This window comes from Allobosea sp. P2_B12, from assembly GCF_056404835.1.
Genome location: NZ_JBFUDG010000008.1, coordinates 18,053 through 34,913, shown reverse-complemented (window position 1 = coordinate 34,913; position 16,861 = coordinate 18,053). Strand labels below are relative to the sequence as shown.

General features: G+C 66.7%; 18 protein-coding genes and 1 other RNA gene. 7 read left to right on the top strand and 12 right to left on the bottom strand.

The genetic code is table 11. The annotated features are described in order from the left end of the window. Positions 1 to 12 precede the first annotated feature (12 nt). The 11 genes from hisB to rpmH all read right to left on the bottom strand — a co-directional run bounded on the left by hisB (position 13) and on the right by rpmH (position 9,165). Positions 13 to 600 carry an imidazoleglycerol-phosphate dehydratase HisB gene (gene hisB / locus AC1DYU_RS18710; protein WP_476792941.1) on the bottom strand — a complete coding sequence of 196 codons (588 nt, stop codon included), beginning with the start codon at positions 598 to 600 and terminating at the stop codon, positions 13 to 15. Between the two features lie 236 nt (positions 601 to 836). Next, positions 837 to 2,033, bottom strand: coding sequence for an O-succinylhomoserine sulfhydrylase (locus tag AC1DYU_RS18705; protein ID WP_476792940.1), 1,197 nt, complete (start codon positions 2,031 to 2,033; stop codon positions 837 to 839). 98 nt (positions 2,034 to 2,131) lie between these two features. Next, on the bottom strand, positions 2,132 to 2,872 hold the full coding sequence (locus tag AC1DYU_RS18700) for a pyrimidine 5'-nucleotidase (protein ID WP_476792939.1): 741 nt from the start codon (positions 2,870 to 2,872) through the stop codon (positions 2,132 to 2,134). Between the two features lie 181 nt (positions 2,873 to 3,053). Continuing rightward, complete coding sequence (argB, locus tag AC1DYU_RS18695) at positions 3,054 to 3,950, bottom strand: acetylglutamate kinase (RefSeq protein WP_476792938.1); 897 nt, start codon at positions 3,948 to 3,950, stop codon at positions 3,054 to 3,056. Positions 3,951 to 4,022: 72 nt separating this feature from the next. Beyond that, positions 4,023 to 4,391 (bottom strand): DUF423 domain-containing protein, encoded by a 369-nt coding sequence (locus tag AC1DYU_RS18690; protein ID WP_476792937.1) that lies wholly within the window; start codon positions 4,389 to 4,391, stop codon positions 4,023 to 4,025. A 1-nt stretch (position 4,392) separates the two neighbouring features. After that, positions 4,393 to 5,151, bottom strand: coding sequence for an AAA family ATPase (locus tag AC1DYU_RS18685; RefSeq protein ID WP_476792936.1), 759 nt, complete (start codon positions 5,149 to 5,151; stop codon positions 4,393 to 4,395). An 84-nt stretch (positions 5,152 to 5,235) separates the two neighbouring features. Continuing rightward, positions 5,236 to 5,901: a ribosome biogenesis GTP-binding protein YihA/YsxC gene (yihA, locus tag AC1DYU_RS18680; protein WP_476792935.1), complete on the bottom strand. Its 666-nt coding sequence runs from the start codon at positions 5,899 to 5,901 to the stop codon at positions 5,236 to 5,238. 11 nt (positions 5,902 to 5,912) lie between these two features. Next, complete coding sequence (locus AC1DYU_RS18675; protein WP_476792934.1) at positions 5,913 to 6,539, bottom strand: CatB-related O-acetyltransferase; 627 nt, start codon at positions 6,537 to 6,539, stop codon at positions 5,913 to 5,915. A 42-nt stretch (positions 6,540 to 6,581) separates the two neighbouring features. Beyond that, on the bottom strand, positions 6,582 to 8,465 hold the full coding sequence (yidC, locus tag AC1DYU_RS18670; RefSeq protein ID WP_476793068.1) for a membrane protein insertase YidC: 1,884 nt from the start codon (positions 8,463 to 8,465) through the stop codon (positions 6,582 to 6,584). A gap of 54 nt (positions 8,466 to 8,519) precedes the next feature. Beyond that, positions 8,520 to 8,978 carry a ribonuclease P protein component gene (gene rnpA, locus AC1DYU_RS18665; protein ID WP_476792933.1) on the bottom strand — a complete coding sequence of 153 codons (459 nt, stop codon included), beginning with the start codon at positions 8,976 to 8,978 and terminating at the stop codon, positions 8,520 to 8,522. Between the two features lie 52 nt (positions 8,979 to 9,030). Beyond that, the gene (gene rpmH / locus AC1DYU_RS18660; protein WP_054210375.1) at positions 9,031 to 9,165 is read right to left on the bottom strand and encodes a 50S ribosomal protein L34; all 135 of its coding nucleotides are present in this window, start codon (positions 9,163 to 9,165) and stop codon (positions 9,031 to 9,033) included. Between the two features lie 259 nt (positions 9,166 to 9,424). Here rpmH and ffs point away from each other — a divergent pair. The 4 genes from ffs to recR all read left to right on the top strand — a co-directional run bounded on the left by ffs (position 9,425) and on the right by recR (position 12,571). Continuing rightward, positions 9,425 to 9,521: signal recognition particle sRNA small type (ffs, locus tag AC1DYU_RS18655), an RNA gene on the top strand. 98 nt (positions 9,522 to 9,619) lie between these two features. Further along, entirely contained in the window at positions 9,620 to 11,500 is a 1,881-nt protein-coding gene (locus AC1DYU_RS18650; protein WP_476792932.1) for a DNA polymerase III subunit gamma/tau, read from the top strand. 22 nt (positions 11,501 to 11,522) lie between these two features. Then, entirely contained in the window at positions 11,523 to 11,843 is a 321-nt protein-coding gene (locus AC1DYU_RS18645) for a YbaB/EbfC family nucleoid-associated protein (protein WP_476792931.1), read from the top strand. A gap of 122 nt (positions 11,844 to 11,965) precedes the next feature. Beyond that, positions 11,966 to 12,571, top strand: coding sequence for a recombination mediator RecR (recR, locus tag AC1DYU_RS18640; RefSeq protein ID WP_476792930.1), 606 nt, complete (start codon positions 11,966 to 11,968; stop codon positions 12,569 to 12,571). Between the two features lies 1 nt (position 12,572). Here recR and AC1DYU_RS18635 read toward each other — a convergent pair whose 3' ends face one another. Then, on the bottom strand, positions 12,573 to 13,301 hold the full coding sequence (locus AC1DYU_RS18635) for an outer membrane protein (RefSeq protein WP_476792929.1): 729 nt from the start codon (positions 13,299 to 13,301) through the stop codon (positions 12,573 to 12,575). A gap of 196 nt (positions 13,302 to 13,497) precedes the next feature. Between AC1DYU_RS18635 and AC1DYU_RS18630 the strand changes: the two genes are divergently transcribed. The 3 genes from AC1DYU_RS18630 (at position 13,498) to AC1DYU_RS18620 (ending at position 16,860) form a co-directional block, all read left to right on the top strand. After that, a complete protein-coding gene (locus tag AC1DYU_RS18630) occupies positions 13,498 to 14,544 on the top strand; it encodes a YihY/virulence factor BrkB family protein (protein WP_476792928.1) in 1,047 nt (348 codons plus the stop codon). Positions 14,545 to 14,625: 81 nt separating this feature from the next. After that, positions 14,626 to 15,867, top strand: coding sequence for an NAD(P)/FAD-dependent oxidoreductase (locus tag AC1DYU_RS18625; RefSeq protein WP_476792927.1), 1,242 nt, complete (start codon positions 14,626 to 14,628; stop codon positions 15,865 to 15,867). Between the two features lie 120 nt (positions 15,868 to 15,987). Next, the gene (locus AC1DYU_RS18620) at positions 15,988 to 16,860 is read left to right on the top strand and encodes a VOC family protein (RefSeq protein ID WP_476792926.1); all 873 of its coding nucleotides are present in this window, start codon (positions 15,988 to 15,990) and stop codon (positions 16,858 to 16,860) included. Position 16,861: the final 1 nt, after the last annotated feature.

Genomic DNA, 16,861 nt, shown 5'->3' with positions numbered 1-16,861 from the left:
GGTCCGACCCTTTCAGAGCGCGCCCTTGGTCGAGGGCACGCGGCCGCCCTCGCGCGGATCGACCTCGAGCGCGATGCGCAGCGCCCGTGCCAGCCCCTTGAAGCAGCTCTCGGCGATATGATGGGCGTTGTCGCCATAGAGCGTTTCGACATGCAGCGTGATGCCGGCATTCATCGCGAAAGCCTGGAAGAACTCGCGCACCAGTTCGGTATCGAACGAGCCGATCTTCTGCGCCTCGAAGCGCGTGCGGAAGACGAGGAAGGGCCGGCCCGAGACGTCGACGGCGACGCGCGTCAGCGTTTCGTCCATCGGCAGATGGATGTCGGCATAGCGGCGGATGCCCTTCTTGTCGCCGAGCGCCTGCTTCAGAGCTTCGCCGAGCGCGATGCCGGTGTCCTCGACCGAGTGGTGGTCGTCGATCTGGGTGTCGCCCTTTACCGCGACCTTCAGGTCGATCAGCGAATGGCGAGCGAACAGGTCGAGCATATGGTCGAAGAAGCCGACGCCCGAGGCGATCTCGGACGTGCCGGTGCCGTCCAGCACGAGCGAGACCGCGATGTCGGTCTCGTTGGTACGGCGCTTCACTTCGCCAGAACGCATGATAGCCCCTGTTTCCCAAGCAATCGGGAGGCTTTAGCAGGCGGGCACGGTGAAGGCCATCACATCTGATGTCCGACCGACTTGACGGTCGTCATCCCGGACAAGCCGCATCGCGGCGCCGCTCCGGGATCCATCGTAGGGCAGGTCCGGCAATCGCTATGCTCTACGATGGATTCCGGGTCTGCGCTGCGCTTGCCCGGAATGAGGCAGCTGCACGACCACGCTCGTGAACATCCTCAAACCCCCGCCAGTGCCACTGCGAGATCGGCTACGAGGTCGTCGGCGTGTTCGAGGCCGACGGACAGCCGGATCAGCCCTTCGGAAATGCCCATGCTGGCGCGGATCTCCGGGCTGAAGCGCTGATGCGTCGTCGTCGCCGGATGGACGATCAGGCTCTTGGCGTCGCCGAGATTGTTGGAGATGCGGATCAGCTTCAGCCCGTTAAGGAAGCGGAAGGCGCCGGCCTTGCCGCCTTCGACCTCGAAAGCGACCAGCGTGGACGGGCCGGTCATCTGGCGGGCGATGATGTCCGCCTGCGGGTGGGATTTCAGACCGGGAAAGATGACCTTGGGCAGCTTGGACTGCGCCACCAGCCAGTCGGCGACGATAGCGGCGTTATGCGCCTGCTGGCGCACGCGCAGCGGCAGGGTCTCCAGGGCCTTCAGCATGACCCAGGCGTTGAAGGGGGAGATCGCCGGGCCGGTCTGGCGGAGATAGGTCTGGACATGGGTTTCGATGAAGGCCTGCGAAGCCAGGATCAAACCGCCCAGACAGCGGCCCTGGCCGTCGATGTGCTTGGTCGCGGAGTAGACGACGCAATCGGCGCCGAGTTCCAGCGGGCGCTGGAAAAGCGGCGTCGCAAAGACATTGTCGACCACCAGCGTCGCGCCGACCTCCTTCGCCAGCGCGGCGACGGCGGCGATGTCGATGACCTCCAGCGTCGGGTTGGAGGGGCTCTCCAGGAAGAACACCTTGGTCTGCGGCGTCACCGCCCGGCGCCAGGCGTCGATGTCGGGACCGTCGACCAGCGTCGAGGTCACGCCATAGCGCGGCAGATGCTCCTCGACGACATAGCGGCAGGAGCCGAATAGCGCCTGTGCTGCGACGACATGATCGCCCTGGCGGACCTGGCCCATGATGGCTGCGGTGACGGCGGCCATGCCGGTGGCCGTGGCACGACAGGCCTCGGCGCCCTCGAAGGCCGCCATCCGGGCTTCCAGCATCGCGACCGTCGGGTTCGAGAAGCGGGCATACTGGAAGCCCGGATCCTTGTTCAGGAAACGCGCTTCGGCCTGCTCGGCGCTGTCATAGACATGGCCCTGCGTCAGGAAGAGCGCCTCCGAGGTCTCGCCGAACTGCGAGCGCATCGTGCCGGCATGGACGAGACGCGTCTCGGGATGAAGGCTGGCCGCGCCGCCGTCGAATGCCGACATGATGAAAACTCCAAAGCGTTCGTTATAACGAACCCACGGCGTATCATCCTGTGTGACGTCCGTAAAGAAGAACGGTTTTGCTGCTTTGCCGCTTTTGGCTAGGTGCGGGCCAGCGGCGTCAGGAAACCGGTCAGGTCGGACGTGACATGGTGGACGTGACCGGCCTCGATCGCAGTCTGTTCCCAGGCCTCGCGGAAGGGATCGGGCGTTCGCGGGATAATCAGCACCGTCTTCATGCCCAATGCGCTCGGGACGATCAGGTTCTTCTCGATATCCTCGAACATCGCCGCCCGGCCGGGATCGACGGAATGCTTGGCGAGAAACAGCTCATAGGTCGAGCGCTCCGGCTTGGGCGTGAAGCCGGCGGCGACGATGTCGAAGACATCCTCGAAATGCTCGAGGATGCCGAGCTTGCCGGCGACATTGCGGGCATGGCCGACCGAGCCATTGGTCAGGATCAGCTTGCGTCCGGGCAGCGCGGCGATCGCCGCGCCCAGCGCCGGGTCGGGCTCGAGCAGGCTAAGGTCGATGTCGTGGGCGAAGTCGAGAAAATCGTCGGGATCGACATCGTGTTCGACCATCAGCCCGTTCAGGGTCGTGCCATAGCGATGGTAGTAGTAGTTCCGCAGGGCGTGGGAGGAGAGGCCGTCGAGCCCGAACAGCTCCTGCAGGAATAGGGTGATACGCTGGTTGACCTGCGGCCAGACCCGGCACTCATGCGAATAGAGCGTGTTGTCGAGGTCAAAGACCCAGTGGTCGACATGCGCGAAGGCCTCGACCTGGAGTGGCGGGGTCGCGACGGGCGGGGCATCGTCGGGGATGGCGGCGTGCGTGTTCATGGGACGGACTCATGTGGCGAGCCAATCCTGACATGCAAGAGTTCTGCTAGCGGTTAACGGGCAATGTGGCTGTCGAAAATCGTCATGCTCGCCCTCGTGGCGAGCATCCACGTCTTGACCACCGCACTCGCCAACGAAGACGTGGATGGTCGGGACAAGCCCGACCATGACGGAGAGGCGCTCAACGCCGGATGATCGTGCCCGAGCCCGTGTCGGTGAAGAGCTCGATCAGCACCGCATGCGGCACCTTGCCGTCGAGGATGACGACCGCCTCGACGCCCTTTTCGAGCGCGTAGATGCAGGTCTCGATCTTCGGAATCATGCCGCCCGAGATCGTGCCGTCGGCGATCAGGCGCCGGCATTCCTCGACCGTCAGCTCGGGGATCAGCACCTTGTCCTTGGTCAGGACGCCCGGCACATCGGTGAGCAGCAGCAGGCGCTTGGCGTTGAGCGCGCCGGCGATGGCGCCAGCGAAGGTGTCGGCATTGACGTTGTAGGTCTGGCCGTCGGCCGCCGAGCAGACCGGCGCCAGCACAGGGATCAGCTCGGCCTTGAGGACAGCGTCGAGCACGGAGGTATCGACCTTGTCGGGCTCGCCGACGAAGCCGAGATCAAGCACCTCCTCGATCTTCGAATCGGGATCGACGATGGTGCGCGTCACCTTGCGGGCCGTGACCATGTTGCCGTCCTTGCCGCAAAGCCCGATCGCCTTGCCGCCCTCGCGCGAGATGTAGCCGACGATCTCCTTGTTGACCGAACCGGCCAGGACCATCTCGACGACATCGACGGTGGCGGCGTCGGTGACACGCAGGCCCTGCTTGAACTCCGACTGGATGCCGAGCTTGCTCAGCATGCGCGCGATCTGCGGCCCGCCACCATGGCAAACCACGGGCTTGAGGCCGGACTGCTCGAGCAGGACGATGTCCTCGGCGAAGTCCTCGGCCGTCGCCGCGTCACCCATGGCGTTGCCGCCATATTTGATCACGATGATCTCCTGATCGTAACGCTGCATGTGCGGCAGCGCCTGAACCAGCAGGTCGGCCGATTGCGACGGCGTCATGTGGGCGGGAGGAATCATCGGGCAAGGTCCACAGAGCCGCAGGAAGGGTGCGGCGCGCTTCTAGCCGAAGATCGTGCGATGCGGAAGCGTTCAGGCGCGCGGCGCGAACACGGCCGACAGCGCGAGCAGGAGCCAGCCACCGAGCATGCCGAAGCCGCCGATCGGTGCGGCACGCGGAAACAGCGCCTCGTTGGTGAACCCACGCCGCGCCAGATCAGCGGCGAACAGCGCTGCACCGAGGATCAGGATGGAAAGTCCGAGGCGGGCGAGCCAGTCGAGAAGATAGCCGCCCTTGCGGGCGACGGTCGCGCCGAACACCAGCGGCGCGTGGAAGAGCAGCATCTGGCCCGCGATCTGGACATTGGTCGTACCGGTGACATGAGCCGCGGCGGCGAGCAGAGCGACGCCCGCCAGCCCCATCAGGGCGGCCAGCACGAGATGGATCTTCGCTGCGTTCATCTCAATTCTCGATCGCGAGTTCGACGAACCCGGCCGGGTCGGCACAAAATTCCCGCATGATCCGGAAATGGGTGGTGTCCTGAAGCGTGATGGGCTCCAGCCCGTACTTCGACAGGCTCAGCAGGCGCGCCCCGGGAAACGCCATCAGCATGGGCGAATGAGTCGCCATGATCACCTGCGTGTGTCCCGCCCGCTCGATTTGCTGCAGCAGCTTGAGAAAGATCATTTGACGCGCCGGTGACAGCGCCGCCTCCGGCTCGTCGAAGATGAAGAAGCCCTGCCGCATGCAGCGCTCCTCGAAGAAGCGCAGAAACCCTTCGCCATGGGAATGGGACAGAAAGTCCGGGGGCGGCCCGGAGCCGATCGCGGCCTCGTCAAGATAGCGAGCGACGGAGAAAAAGCTCTCGGCGCGGAAGAACCAGCCATTTGTGATCTTCGGCAACCAACTCGCTCGCAAGGCCGGTCCAAGCGCGCCACCCATCGCCTCGACGGCGCTGGAATGATCGACCGGGCGGTAGCCTTTGCCACCACCCGCCTCGTCATAACCGGCCAGAGCTGCGATCCCTTCGAGAAGGGTCGATTTCCCGGTCCCGTTCTCGCCGACGATGATCGTGATCGCGCGGTCGAAATCCAGTTCGAAGCCGCGAGCCAGGAAGGGCAGACAAAACGGGTAAAGCGAGGGATCGGCGACCCTGTCCTCGTCGAGCCAAACCCGCTTGAGGAAAGGAGCCGGCAGACGTGTGGGTCGAGATCCTCTCATTTCCGGAACTTTCCACTCATGGCGCGTCGAGCCAGGCTTTCGGCCGCCGCGTCCAAAGATCAGTGGCCGGTCGTGAAGTGCCTCTCACTCCCGCTCCGACAGCACGCGCCCGACCGCCGCGCGCAGTTCGGGGATGCCCAAACCCGTCTCGCTCGATGTCAGCAGCACTTCGGGGAAGGCGGCCGGGCGGCGCTTGATCTCGTCATAGGTCGCCTCGCGCATGAATTTCTGGTCGGCGGCCTTGATCGCGTCGCCCTTGGTCAGCACGACCTGATAGGACATCGCCGCCTTGTCGAGCGTCTCGAGCACGGCATTGTCGACGTCCTTGAGGCCGTGGCGGGCGTCGATCAGCAGGTAGACCCGCATCAGATTGGGCCGGCCGCGCAGGTATTCGTGGATCAGGTTGGTCCAGGAGGCGACCTTGGCGCGGCCGACGGCGGCGTAGCCATAGCCCGGCATGTCGACGATGGTCAGCCGTTCGTCGCCGCCGACCTGGCGGAAGAAGTTGAGCTGCTGCGTGCGGCCGGGCGTATGCGAGGTCCGCGCCAGCGCGTTGCGGCGCGTCACGGCGTTGATCAGGCTCGACTTGCCGACATTGGAGCGGCCGGCGAAGGCGATCTCGTGCCCCACCATCTGCGGCAGGTCGTCGACATGGGTCGAGGCCCAGACGAAATCCCATGGCCCCTCGAAGAGCTTGCGGGCGGATTCGATCTCGTCGTCGGTGAAGGGTGTCGTCGTGCTCGTGGTCATGGTGGTTACGCCTACACGGCGGCGCGCAGCGCGTCGATGTCCGCGCCCGCGATCGCCGCGACATTGCGGCCGATCTTGTCGGCATCCCAGTCCCACCAGGCGATCGACAGCAGCGCGGCGACGATCTCGTCGGGAAAACGCGTCCTGACGACGCGGCCGGGATTGCCGACGACGACCGCATAGGGCGGCACGTCCTTCACCACCTGCGCGCGCGTGCCGATGATGGCGCCGTCGCCGATCGTCACGCCGGGCATGATCACCGCCTCGCGCCCGATCCAGACATCGTTGCCGACCCGCGTGTCGCCGCGATGGGCGTGGCCGGTGACGTCGGGTGCGCCTTCGATGCCGAACATCTGGAAGGGGTAGGTCGAGAAGCCTGACATCGGGTGGTTGGCGCCGTTCATGATGAACTGCGCGGCTTGGGCGATCGCGACGAATTTGCCGATGATCAGCCGGTCGCCGACGAAATCGAAATGGTAGCGGACGCAGCGCGCGACGAAATGCTCGGGCCCGCGCGAGTCGTCATAGTAGCTGTAGTCGCCGACCTCGATCAGCGGATGATCGACGATCGCCTTCAGGAAGGCCGTGCCCTTCCAGCCTTGGATGGGGTGGCGCGTGAGCGGATCGGGCAGCGGCATCGGCTCTAAAGGCAAAGGGCGGGAAACCCGCCCTTTGCTGTCTCATTTCTTGTTGCTGTTGGCGGGCTTGCCTGGCACGGGCACCGCCGCGGCGGGATCCGGTTTCTTGCCCATCATGCCCTTGAGGTTGTCGAACAGCTCGATCTTCACGCCGTGCTTGCGCATGATGTAGCCCTGCTGCATCACCGAGAGCAGGTTGTTCCAGCTCCAGTAGATCACCAAGCCGGCCGGGAACGAGCCGAGCAGGAAGGTGAAGAACACCGGCATCCAGGTGAACATCATCTTCTGCACCGGGTCCGGCGGCTCCGGGTTCATCTTCATCTGCACGAACATCGTGATGCCCATGATGATCGGCCACAGGCCGAGATGCAGCATCGCGGGCGGCGTGAAGGGCAGCACGCCGAAGAGGTTGAACAGGTTCGTCGGATCGGGCGCCGCGAGATCGCGAATCCAGCCGAAGAACGGCGCATGCCGCATCTCGATGGTGATGAACAGAATCTTGTAGAGCGCGAAGAACACCGGGATCTGCACCAGCACCGGCCAGCAGCCGGCGAGCGGGTTGATCTTCTGGGTCTTGTACAGCTCCATCAGAGCCTGCTGCTGCTTCATCTTGTCGTCGGCATAGCGCTCGCGCAGCGCCAGCATCTCCGGCTGCATCGCCTTCATCTTCGCCATCGAGGCGTAGGACTTGCTGGCGAGCGGGAAGAAGACGCCCTTCAGCAGCAGCGTGACGACCAGGATCGCGATGCCGAAATTGCCGACATGCTTGTAGATCCAGTCGAGCAGGAAAAACATCGGCTTGGTGATGAAGTAGAACCACCCCCAGTCGATCATCAGGTCGAAGCGCTTGATGCCGAGATTCTGCTCATAACCGTTGATGGCGGCGACTTCCTTGGCGCCCGCGAAGAGGCGCGCGGTGCTCGCGGCGCCGGCGCCGGGGGCGACCGTCACGGCCTCGGCGAGGAAATCGGCCTGGTAGGCGCGGCTGCTGCCGGTCTGCACCGAGGAGAAGCGGCCCTCATATTTGCGCGACTGGTCCGGCACGACGGTCGCCGCCCAGTACTTGTCGGTGATCCCGACGAAACCGCCGACGACATCCTTCCAGACCCGGCCATTGGTGCCGGCCGAGAGCAGCGGCTCCTTGTCGACATGGTCGTAGGTGAATTCCTGGAGGCCCTGTTCGCCGAGAACCCCGATCAGGCCCTCATGCAGGACGTAGTAGCCCAGCGTCGGCGGGCGGCCGTGACGGACGACCTGCGCATAGGGGAATAGCGTGACGGCGGCCGCGCTCTTGTTGTCGACCTCGTCCTTGACCTGGAACATCGCGTTCTCGTCGACGGTGACGATGCGGCGGAAGAGCAGGCCCTGGCCGTTGTCCCAGGTCAGGGTCAGCGGCTTGGCCGGCGTCAGAACCTGCGCGTCCGGCGTCCAGACGGTCGTCGCATTCGGCAGCGGCACGCTGGTGCCCGGCGCCGCGACCCAGCCGAAATCGGTGTAGTAGCCATTGGGGCCGCCCAGCGGCGAGAGCAGCACGATGATCGGGCTGTTGGGATCGACGGTCTCGCGATAGGCCTTGAGCGAGACGTCATCGATGCGCGCGCCGGTGAGCGCGATGGAGCCCGCGATCTTGGGCGTGTCGATGCGGATGCGCGGGCTGGCCGCCAACGCCTGGTCGCGTGTGCCGGCCACCGGGGTCGCGGGAACGCTGCCGGGAACCGTCGTCGTCGCGGGCTGGCCCGGCACGCTCGACGGTGCGGGAGCGACTGCTGTGCCCGGAGCGGGCGTCGGGCTGGTCGCCTGCTGGTTCTGCTGCGCGATCTGCTTCTGCTTCTCCATCTGCGGCACGCCATAGAAGTACTGCCAGCCGAAGAGGACGACCACGGAGAGCGTGATCGCCAGAAGCAGATTGCGGTTGTCTTCTTTCATCATGATGGAAAACAGATCTCGCTCACGCCCGTCGGGCTTTAGGGATTCAGGGCTCTAGGATGGCTTGCGGGCGCCGCCGACACGGGCCGGGCCGGCGCGCGACGTATCCGCAGCAGGCGTGCTGGTCTTGGATTTACCGGAGGAGCGGGGCTTTCGGCCCGGCCCGGCCGGCCGGGCGCGATCGATGGCGATGGAGAGTTCGCTGACCAACATCCGGAAGCCGGCGGTCAGTGTCTCCGCCCGTGCGACGATGACGACGTCGCAGCGCCGGTCGGCCTGGGTGGCAAGGGCCTCCGCCGCCGCGACGCGCAGGCGCCGGCGAATGCGGTTGCGCTTGACGGCATTGCCGACCTTGCGTGACGCGGTCAGCCCGAGGCGCAGGCCGGCAGGCTCGCGCGTCTCGTCGGGCTCGGCATCACGCACCTGGACGGTGAATGCGGACGAACGAAAACGGCGGCCGTGATCGGCCGCCGCCAAAAACTGTTTGCGTTGCTTCAGACGGGCGAGGCGCATGGCGATTGGCCAGTCTTCTGCAAAAGGCGCGCGGTGGTCACGCGCCCGTGGCTCAGGCCGAGAGCTTCTTGCGGCCGTGGGCACGACGAGCGGCGATGACCTTGCGGCCGCCGGTCGTTGCCATGCGGGCGCGGTAGCCGTGGCGGCGCTTGCGAACCAGCTTGCTGGGTTGATAGGTTCTCTTCATCGTCCGTCTCCGGGGCCTTGTCAGCGCGGCGGTCGCGGCTTCCCGTGAGAAGCGTGGCCATCCGAGCCTGTCATGCGAAAGGTTCCGCGCCGCCCTTTGCGGGTAGCGCAAGTGGCGGGCTTATGACGGATGACCCGATCCAAGTCAATGCCGAACTCGGGCCGTGACGGCGCCTGCGGCGAGGCTTTGCGGCGATTTTTACCGCGCGGCACGCGCGGGCGCGCTTGCGCTTGATGGTCTTATCCCCGATATAGCGGCCGGGAGGTTGGCGAGGGACGTCTCACTCGCCAACCGGGTCAGGTCCGGAAGGAAGCAGCCCTAACGAGACCGAACGGGTCTTCGTCCAGCCTCCCACCTTTGCAAAGCGCGCCATTCCCAGCGCTCCTGCCAGACTGCGGGCGTCACCCCCGAAACGGGCGTTGACCCCCACGCGGCGAACCGCCAAACCAGATCGATGAGCGACGACACGAACGCAAGCCCGCCCGCCGACGAGCTAGGCTTTGCCGGTTTCGACCCGGCGCCCGTTGCTGCGCCCGCGGCAGCTCCGGCCGCGCCGACATCCGCTTCGCCCTATCGCGTGCTGGCGCGCAAATACCGCCCGGCCCATTTCGGCGACTTGATCGGCCAGGACGCGATGGTGCGGACCCTGACCAACGCCTTCGCTGCCGGGCGCATCCCGCAGGCCTGGATGTTGACCGGCGTACGCGGCGTCGGCAAGACCACGACCGCCCGCATCCTCGCCCGTGCGCTGAACTATCAGACGCCCGAGGGCGGCGGCGGACCGACGACCGATCTCAGGGAATTCGGCATCCACTGCAAGGAGATCATCGAGGGCCGGCACATCGACGTGCAGGAGATCGATGCCGCCTCCAACAACGGCGTCGACAACATCCGCCAGATCAACGACGCAGTGCGCTATGCGCCGGTCTCGGCCCGCTACAAGGTCTATATCGTCGACGAGGTGCACATGCTCTCGACGGGGGCCTTCAACGCCTTCCTGAAGACGCTGGAGGAGCCGCCACCGCATGCGCGCTTCATCTTCGCGACGACCGAGATCCGCAAGGTGCCGGTGACGGTGCTGTCGCGCTGCCAGCGTTTCGACCTGCGCCGCGTCGATGCCGGGCTTTTGGTCTCGCATCTGTCGGGCATCTGCAAGGCCGAAACCGTCGAAGCCGAGGACGAGGCGCTGGCCGCGATTGCGCGCGCCGCCGAAGGCTCGGTGCGCGATTCCCTGTCGATCCTCGACCAGGCCATCGCCCATGCGGCCGGCACGATCACGCTCGACGATGTCCGCTCGATGCTCGGCCTGGCCGACCGGGCGCGCGTCATCGACCTGTTCGAGGCGGTGATGAAGGGCGACATCGCGGCCGCGCTCGGGGAACTCAGGGCACAATACGATGCCGGCGCTGACCCGACCGTGGTGCTGACCGACCTCGCCGAGTTCACCCATCTGGTGACGCGGCTCAAGCTCGTGCCCGACGCGGTCAAGGACAACAGCCTCGCCCAGGCGGAGCGGGTGCGCGGCGGCGATTTCGCCCAGCGCCTGTCGATCCGCATCCTCGCCCGGACCTGGCAGATGCTGCTCAAGGGCCTCGGAGAGGTGAAGCAGGCCGACCGGCCGATCATGGCAGCCGAGATGGTGCTGGTGCGGCTCGCTCATGCCGCCGACCTGCCGACGCCGGACGAAGCGTTGCGGATGCTGCGCGACGGCTCGGGAAGCGTCGGCAGCGGCCAGGGCATGCCGTCCGCGCCGCGCCCGCCGTCCGGCGGTGGCAACACCGCGCTGGCGGCAAGGCCGATCCTCGCCAGCGCCAACCCGATGCCGGAGATGGCGGCGGCACCGCGCGCGCAGGCGCAGCCCGCCGTGATGGTGGTCTCGCTGGAGGACGTCGTGGCGCTCGCCTCGCAGCATCGCGACATCACGCTGAAGCTGGCGCTGGAGCGCGATGTCCGCCCGGTGCGCTTCGAGCAGGGGCGGATCGAATTTTCGCTGGGCGCGGGCGCCTCGCGGACGCTCGCCACTGATCTGTCGCGCCGCCTGAAGGAATGGACCGGCCAGACCTGGATGGTCGCGGTCGTGAATGCCGAGGGCGGGGCGACGCTGCGCGAGCAGGCGGAGGCCGTGAAGGGCCAGCGCGAGAACGATGCCGCCTCGCATCCGGCCGTCAAGGCGGTGCTGGAGCGTTTTCCGGGCGCCCGCATCGTCGATGTGCGCGATCCCCGCGCCGCCGAAGCCGACACGCCCGCGACGGCAGCGGCAGAGACCGAATATCTGCCGGATGGCGAGCCGCTCTTCGACGACAGCGAGCCGGATTTCGACGGAATCGACTTCTGACATCCACAGGGAGACTGACCCGATGCGCGACATGATGGGCCTGATGAAGCAGGCGCAGGACATGCAGCAGAAGATGGCCAATGTTCAGGCCGAGCTCGACACGATCGAGGTCGAGGGCGCAGCCGGCGGCGGCATGGTCACGGTGACGATGACGGCCAAGGGCGCGCTCAAGGCGGTGAAGATCGACCCGGCGCTGATGCTGCCCGACGAACGCGAGATCCTCGAGGATCTCATCGTCGCCGCCAGCAGCGACGCCCGCAACAAGGCCGAGCGCGTCATGCAGGAGCGCATGGCGGAGATCACCAAGGGCCTGCCGATCCCGCCGGGCATGAAGCTGTTTTAGGATCCGCCGCCTTAGGACTTGCCGTCATGCCCGGGCCTGACCCGGGCATCTCCTGCCGGAAGAGGCATCCTGCCTGAGATGGTCGGATCAAGTCCGACCGTGACGCCCCTCGAAAGAAGACCATGTCCCGCGCCATCGCCGGCCCCGAGATCGAGCGGCTGATCCAGCTTCTGTCCAAGCTGCCGGGCCTCGGGCCGCGCTCGGCAAGGCGCGCGGCGCTGCATCTGGTCAAGAAGCGCGAGGCGCTGCTGGGGCCGCTGGCCGAGGCGATGGCCGTGGCGAAGGAGCGCATCGTCGTCTGCTCGACCTGCGGCAATGTCGATACCAGCGATCCCTGCTCGCTCTGCCGCGACCCGCGTCGCGACGACAGCCTGATCGTGGTCGTCGCCGATATCGCCGATCTCTGGGCGCTGGAGCGTTCGGGAGCGGTGGCGGGCCGCTACCATGTGCTCGGCGGCGTGCTGTCCGCGCTCGACGGCGTCCGGCCCGAGCATTTGACGCTCGACGCGCTGGTGGCGCGCGCCTCAGATCCGGCCGTCAAAGAAATCATCCTGGCGCTCAGCGCCACGGTTGACGGCCAGACCACGGCGCATTTCATCACCGATCTGCTGTCGCATCTGCCACTGAAGGTCACCAAGCTCGCCCATGGCGTGCCGGTCGGCGGCGAACTCGACTATCTCGACGACGGCACGTTGGCCGCCGCGATCCGCCAGCGCACCGGCTTCTAGGTCAGAACTTGTAACCGGCGCTGACGCGCAGGGCATGCGTCGTCGGCTCGTGGCGCACGGTCAGCCCGAGCGCCGGGCCGCGTCCCGTCTCGTTGACCTTGCCGAAATCGGTATAGCGGTATTCGGCGCCGAGGATCAGGTTGTCGGTATAGGCGAAATTGACGCCGGCGCCCGCGGTCCAGCCGGTCGCCGAGCGCGTCGCGCTCTCGGACAGGCCCGTGGCGGCATTCTGCAGGTGATAGTCGAAATCGGTGAAGGCCGCGCCGCCGGTTGCGTAGATCATGAAGCGGTCGAGAGCGAAGCCGACGCGGCCGCGCACCGAGGCCTGCCAGTCGCGCCCGATGCGCGCCGCGATGCCGGGTGCGATCAGCGTCTCGCTGGCATCGACCGCCTCGATATCACCCTCGATGCCGAAGACGATGCTGCCGGTCTGGTAGTTGAAGCCGGCATGCGCGCCGCCCAGCGCGGAATCGCTGCTCTGGCGGAAGGCGGCGCCGTTGAAGGCGCGCCCCAGCGTGTCGGAGAAGGTGGTGCGGTCCTGACCCCAGGCATAGCCGGCCTGGGCGCCGAGATAGACGCCGGTCCAGGAATAGAACGGCGGCAGTGCCGGCGCCGGTGGAAGCAGCCTGGAGGAGGGCAGGTCGGCAGCGCCGGCCGGGGCCGTGCCGAGGATGCCGGCGCACAGGACAAGAAGACTCGCCAAGCCGGCCTTGAGATGCTGCGTTGCCATCGCGGTCTCTACTCGTGAACGAAACTGTCCGATGCGCGCCCGGCTCATCGTGATGGTCATGATCAGAAAGCATTAAGGTTAATGATCGGCTAAGGTCGCTCCCGCAGCCCTCCCGTGCGGAACAATCGCGCCGGCCTAATGTTGCATCGCGGTGCCGTCGCGCCGAGGCTGGACGCGGCAGCGGAGACCATCCTGAATGTCCCTCCTGAAACGGATCACGGGTGCGGCCGGCCTGGGCGTAGCGCTCGGCTATGTCTCCGAGGCGGTGACGCGCAGGCTGACCCGTGAAAAGCGCGAGGCGGCGCGGGGGCGCATGGCGAAGACGCCGCTGCAGATGCCCTGGCTCGGCTGGAAGGACGTGCTGCTGCGCTTCGCCGGCAACCTCGCCGACAACCGGATTAGTTCGCTCGCCGGAGCGGTCGCCTTCTTCACGCTTTTGTCGCTGGTGCCGGCGCTCTCGCTGCTCGTGACGATCTACCGCTACCTGACCGACCCCGCGACCATCGCCGAACAGCTCGACGCAGTGACGACGGTGTTCCCGCAGGCCGCGCGGGAACTGATCCACGAACAGGCGATGCGGCTCGCGGGCCAGAACATCTCGGCCCTGTCGCTGACCTTCCTGATCAGCTTCCTGGTGGCGGCCTGGTCCGCCAATGCGGCGGTGAAGGCGGTGTTCGACGCGCTCAACATCATCTATCGCGAACAGGAGAAGCGCAGCTTCCTGAAGCTCAACCTGATCTCGCTGGCGACGACGATCAGTGGCGTCGTTCTGCTGGTGGTGGCGCTGGTGGTCATCGCCAGCCTGCCCGTGGTCACGGCACTGTTCCCCTTCGCCTTCGAGCTCGAACGGCTGATCCGGCTGGTGCGCTGGCCGTCCTTCTTCGTCATCGCGACGCTGTCGATCGCCTGCCTGTACTGGGTCGGGCCGAGCCGGGAGCGGGCCCGCTTCGTCTGGGTGATGCCCGGCGCAGTCGCGGCGGCGCTGCTCTGGGCGGCGGCGTCCTTCGCCTTCTCCTGGTATGTCGGCACGCTCGGCAACTACACCGCCACCTATGGCTCGCTCGCCACCGTCGTCGTGTTCATGACCTGGCTCTGGCTGTCGGCGATGATCGTGCTCGCCGGTGCCGAACTCAATGCCGAGCTCGAACACCAGACCGCGCATGACACCACCACCGGTCGCCCCAAGCCGCTCGGCCTGCGTGGCGCCACGATGGCGGACAGGATCGGCCCTCCGGCTGCCTGACGCGGCTTTTCACCTGCATTGGCTTTCCGTCCGTCGCGCCCGGACGTTTCCCCATCCCGCACGACCCCGAGGACCCCCGGCATGCTCGACCCCGACAGCACGCGGCAAAACGATCTGCGTAGCGGCCGCGGCCCCTGGCTCGCAGGCCCGCCGCGGCCGGCGAGCGAAGGCCTCGACAGCGATATCCGCTGCGATGTCGTCATTGTCGGCGGGGGCATCACCGGCGCCTTGGCGGCCGAGCATCTGACTGCGCTCGGCCATGACGTCGTTCTGGTCGACCGTGAGCGCGAAGGCTTCGGCAGCACCGCCGCCAGCACGGCAATGCTGCAATGGGAGATCGACCTGCCGTTGCGCCGACTGGCCGCGCTCTACGGCTTCGAGACGGCAGCGGACGTCTACCGCCGCAGCTTCAAGGCCGTGGAGGGCCTGCGCGAGCGGATCGCGCAACTGGAGGTGAATTGCGGGTTCGTTCCGCGCGACACCGTCTATCTGGCGGCAGGCGAGGTCGGCCCGCGCGAACTGCGCGACGAATGGAGCCTGCGCGAGAAGGCTGGCCTGCCCGGCACATTGCTCGACCATGCGGCGCTGCTTGGTACCTTCGGCTTCGACCGCGCGGCGGCGATCGTGTCGCCTGGGTCTGCCGAGGCCGATCCCTTGAGTCTGTGCCACACCTTGCTCCGGGTCGCGGCGGGTCGCGGCGCGCGGCTGATTCGGGATGAGGCGATCTCTTATGATGCGACGCCGGGAAGCGCGGCCGTGCAACTCGCCGGCGGCTGCACGATCGAGGCCGGCCATGTCGTGCTGGCAACCGGGTATGCCATGCCCGATTGCGTCAGCAGCGAGCTGCATCGCGTCGCGTCGAGCTGGGCGATCGCGACGCTGCCGCAACCGCCCGCCCTGCTCTGGCCGGGCCGCTCGCTCGTCTGGGAAGCCTCGGAGGATTACGTCTATTGCCGCACCACGATTGACGGCCGCATCGTGCTCGGCGGCGAGGATGAGGAGACCGACGACCCCGAGGAACGTCAACGCCTTGGTCCGGAGAAGACACAGGCGCTTCTGGGCAAGCTGCGTGCGCTGCTTCCGGGCGCCGAACCGACGCTCGGCCATGCCTGGTCGGGCGCGTTCGGGCAGACGGTCGACGGGCTGCCGCTGATCGGGCGCGTGCCGGGTGCGCCGCGCATGCTCGCGGCCTATGGCTATGGCGGGAACGGAATTACCTTCAGCTTTCTCGCCTCGCGTATGATCGGCGCGCTGATCGGCGGCAAGGACGCGTCCTGGTTCGGGCATTTCGCCATCGACAGGCCTGATCCTGCGAAGCTCTGACGGCGTGCATGATTGCGATGGTGCAATCGTAGCTTTGCGGGAGCCGGGGGAGACAAACCGACCCCGGAGGGACATCCATCAAGGATGCGGCCCTGACGCCGCGAACAGATGGAGGCTGCCATGCTCGCGGTCCAGGACACCAAGGCCACCAAGCCCGGCGCGGTGGAAGCACTCGATGCGCCCTTCCATATCGGGGCTGTGACGCTGCGCGTGCATGACCTGTCCACGCTCACCGCCTTCTACCGCGAAGGCATCGGCCTGGCGGTGATCGAGGCCGGTGCAGGATTCACGACGCTCGGCGTCGATGGCGAGGTGCTGGTGCGGCTCGAACAGGGCGCGACGCGCCCGACCTCGCCCGCCGGCCTATTCCACATCGCGATCCTGCTGCCGTCGCGCACCGATCTTGCAGACTGGCTCGGGCGTGCCGCCGCGACGCGCATCGCGCTCGAAGGCGCTTCCGACCATCTCGTCAGCGAGGCGCTTTATCTGTCGGACCCGGAGGGCAACGGCATCGAGATCTATCGCGACCGCCCGCGAGCCGACTGGCCGCGTCGTGACGGCGCGATCAAGATGGCGACCGACCGTCTCGATCTGGAAGCGTTGCTCGCCGAAGCCCGGTCCGGCAACTATTCCGGCATGCCGAGTGGCACGCGGATCGGCCATATCCATCTGCGCGTCGGCGACACGGGGCAGGCCGAGAGCTTCTATGTCGGTCTGCTCGGCTTCGACCTGATGGTTCGCTATCCCGGCGCCAGCTTCATGGCGAGCGGCGGCTATCACCATCATATCGCCGGCAATGTCTGGAACAGCCGCGGCGCCGGCCTGCGCCAGGCGGGCGAAGCGGGACTTGCTTCTTTCGAACTGGTTGCCCGCGCCCCCTCGGATTTCGAGGCCATGCGCGGACGCATGCTCGCGGCTGGCGGCGATGAGATCCGTCACGGCGCGACGATCGCCGATCCGTGGGGCAACCGGCTCATTCTGCGGGCGGCTTAGG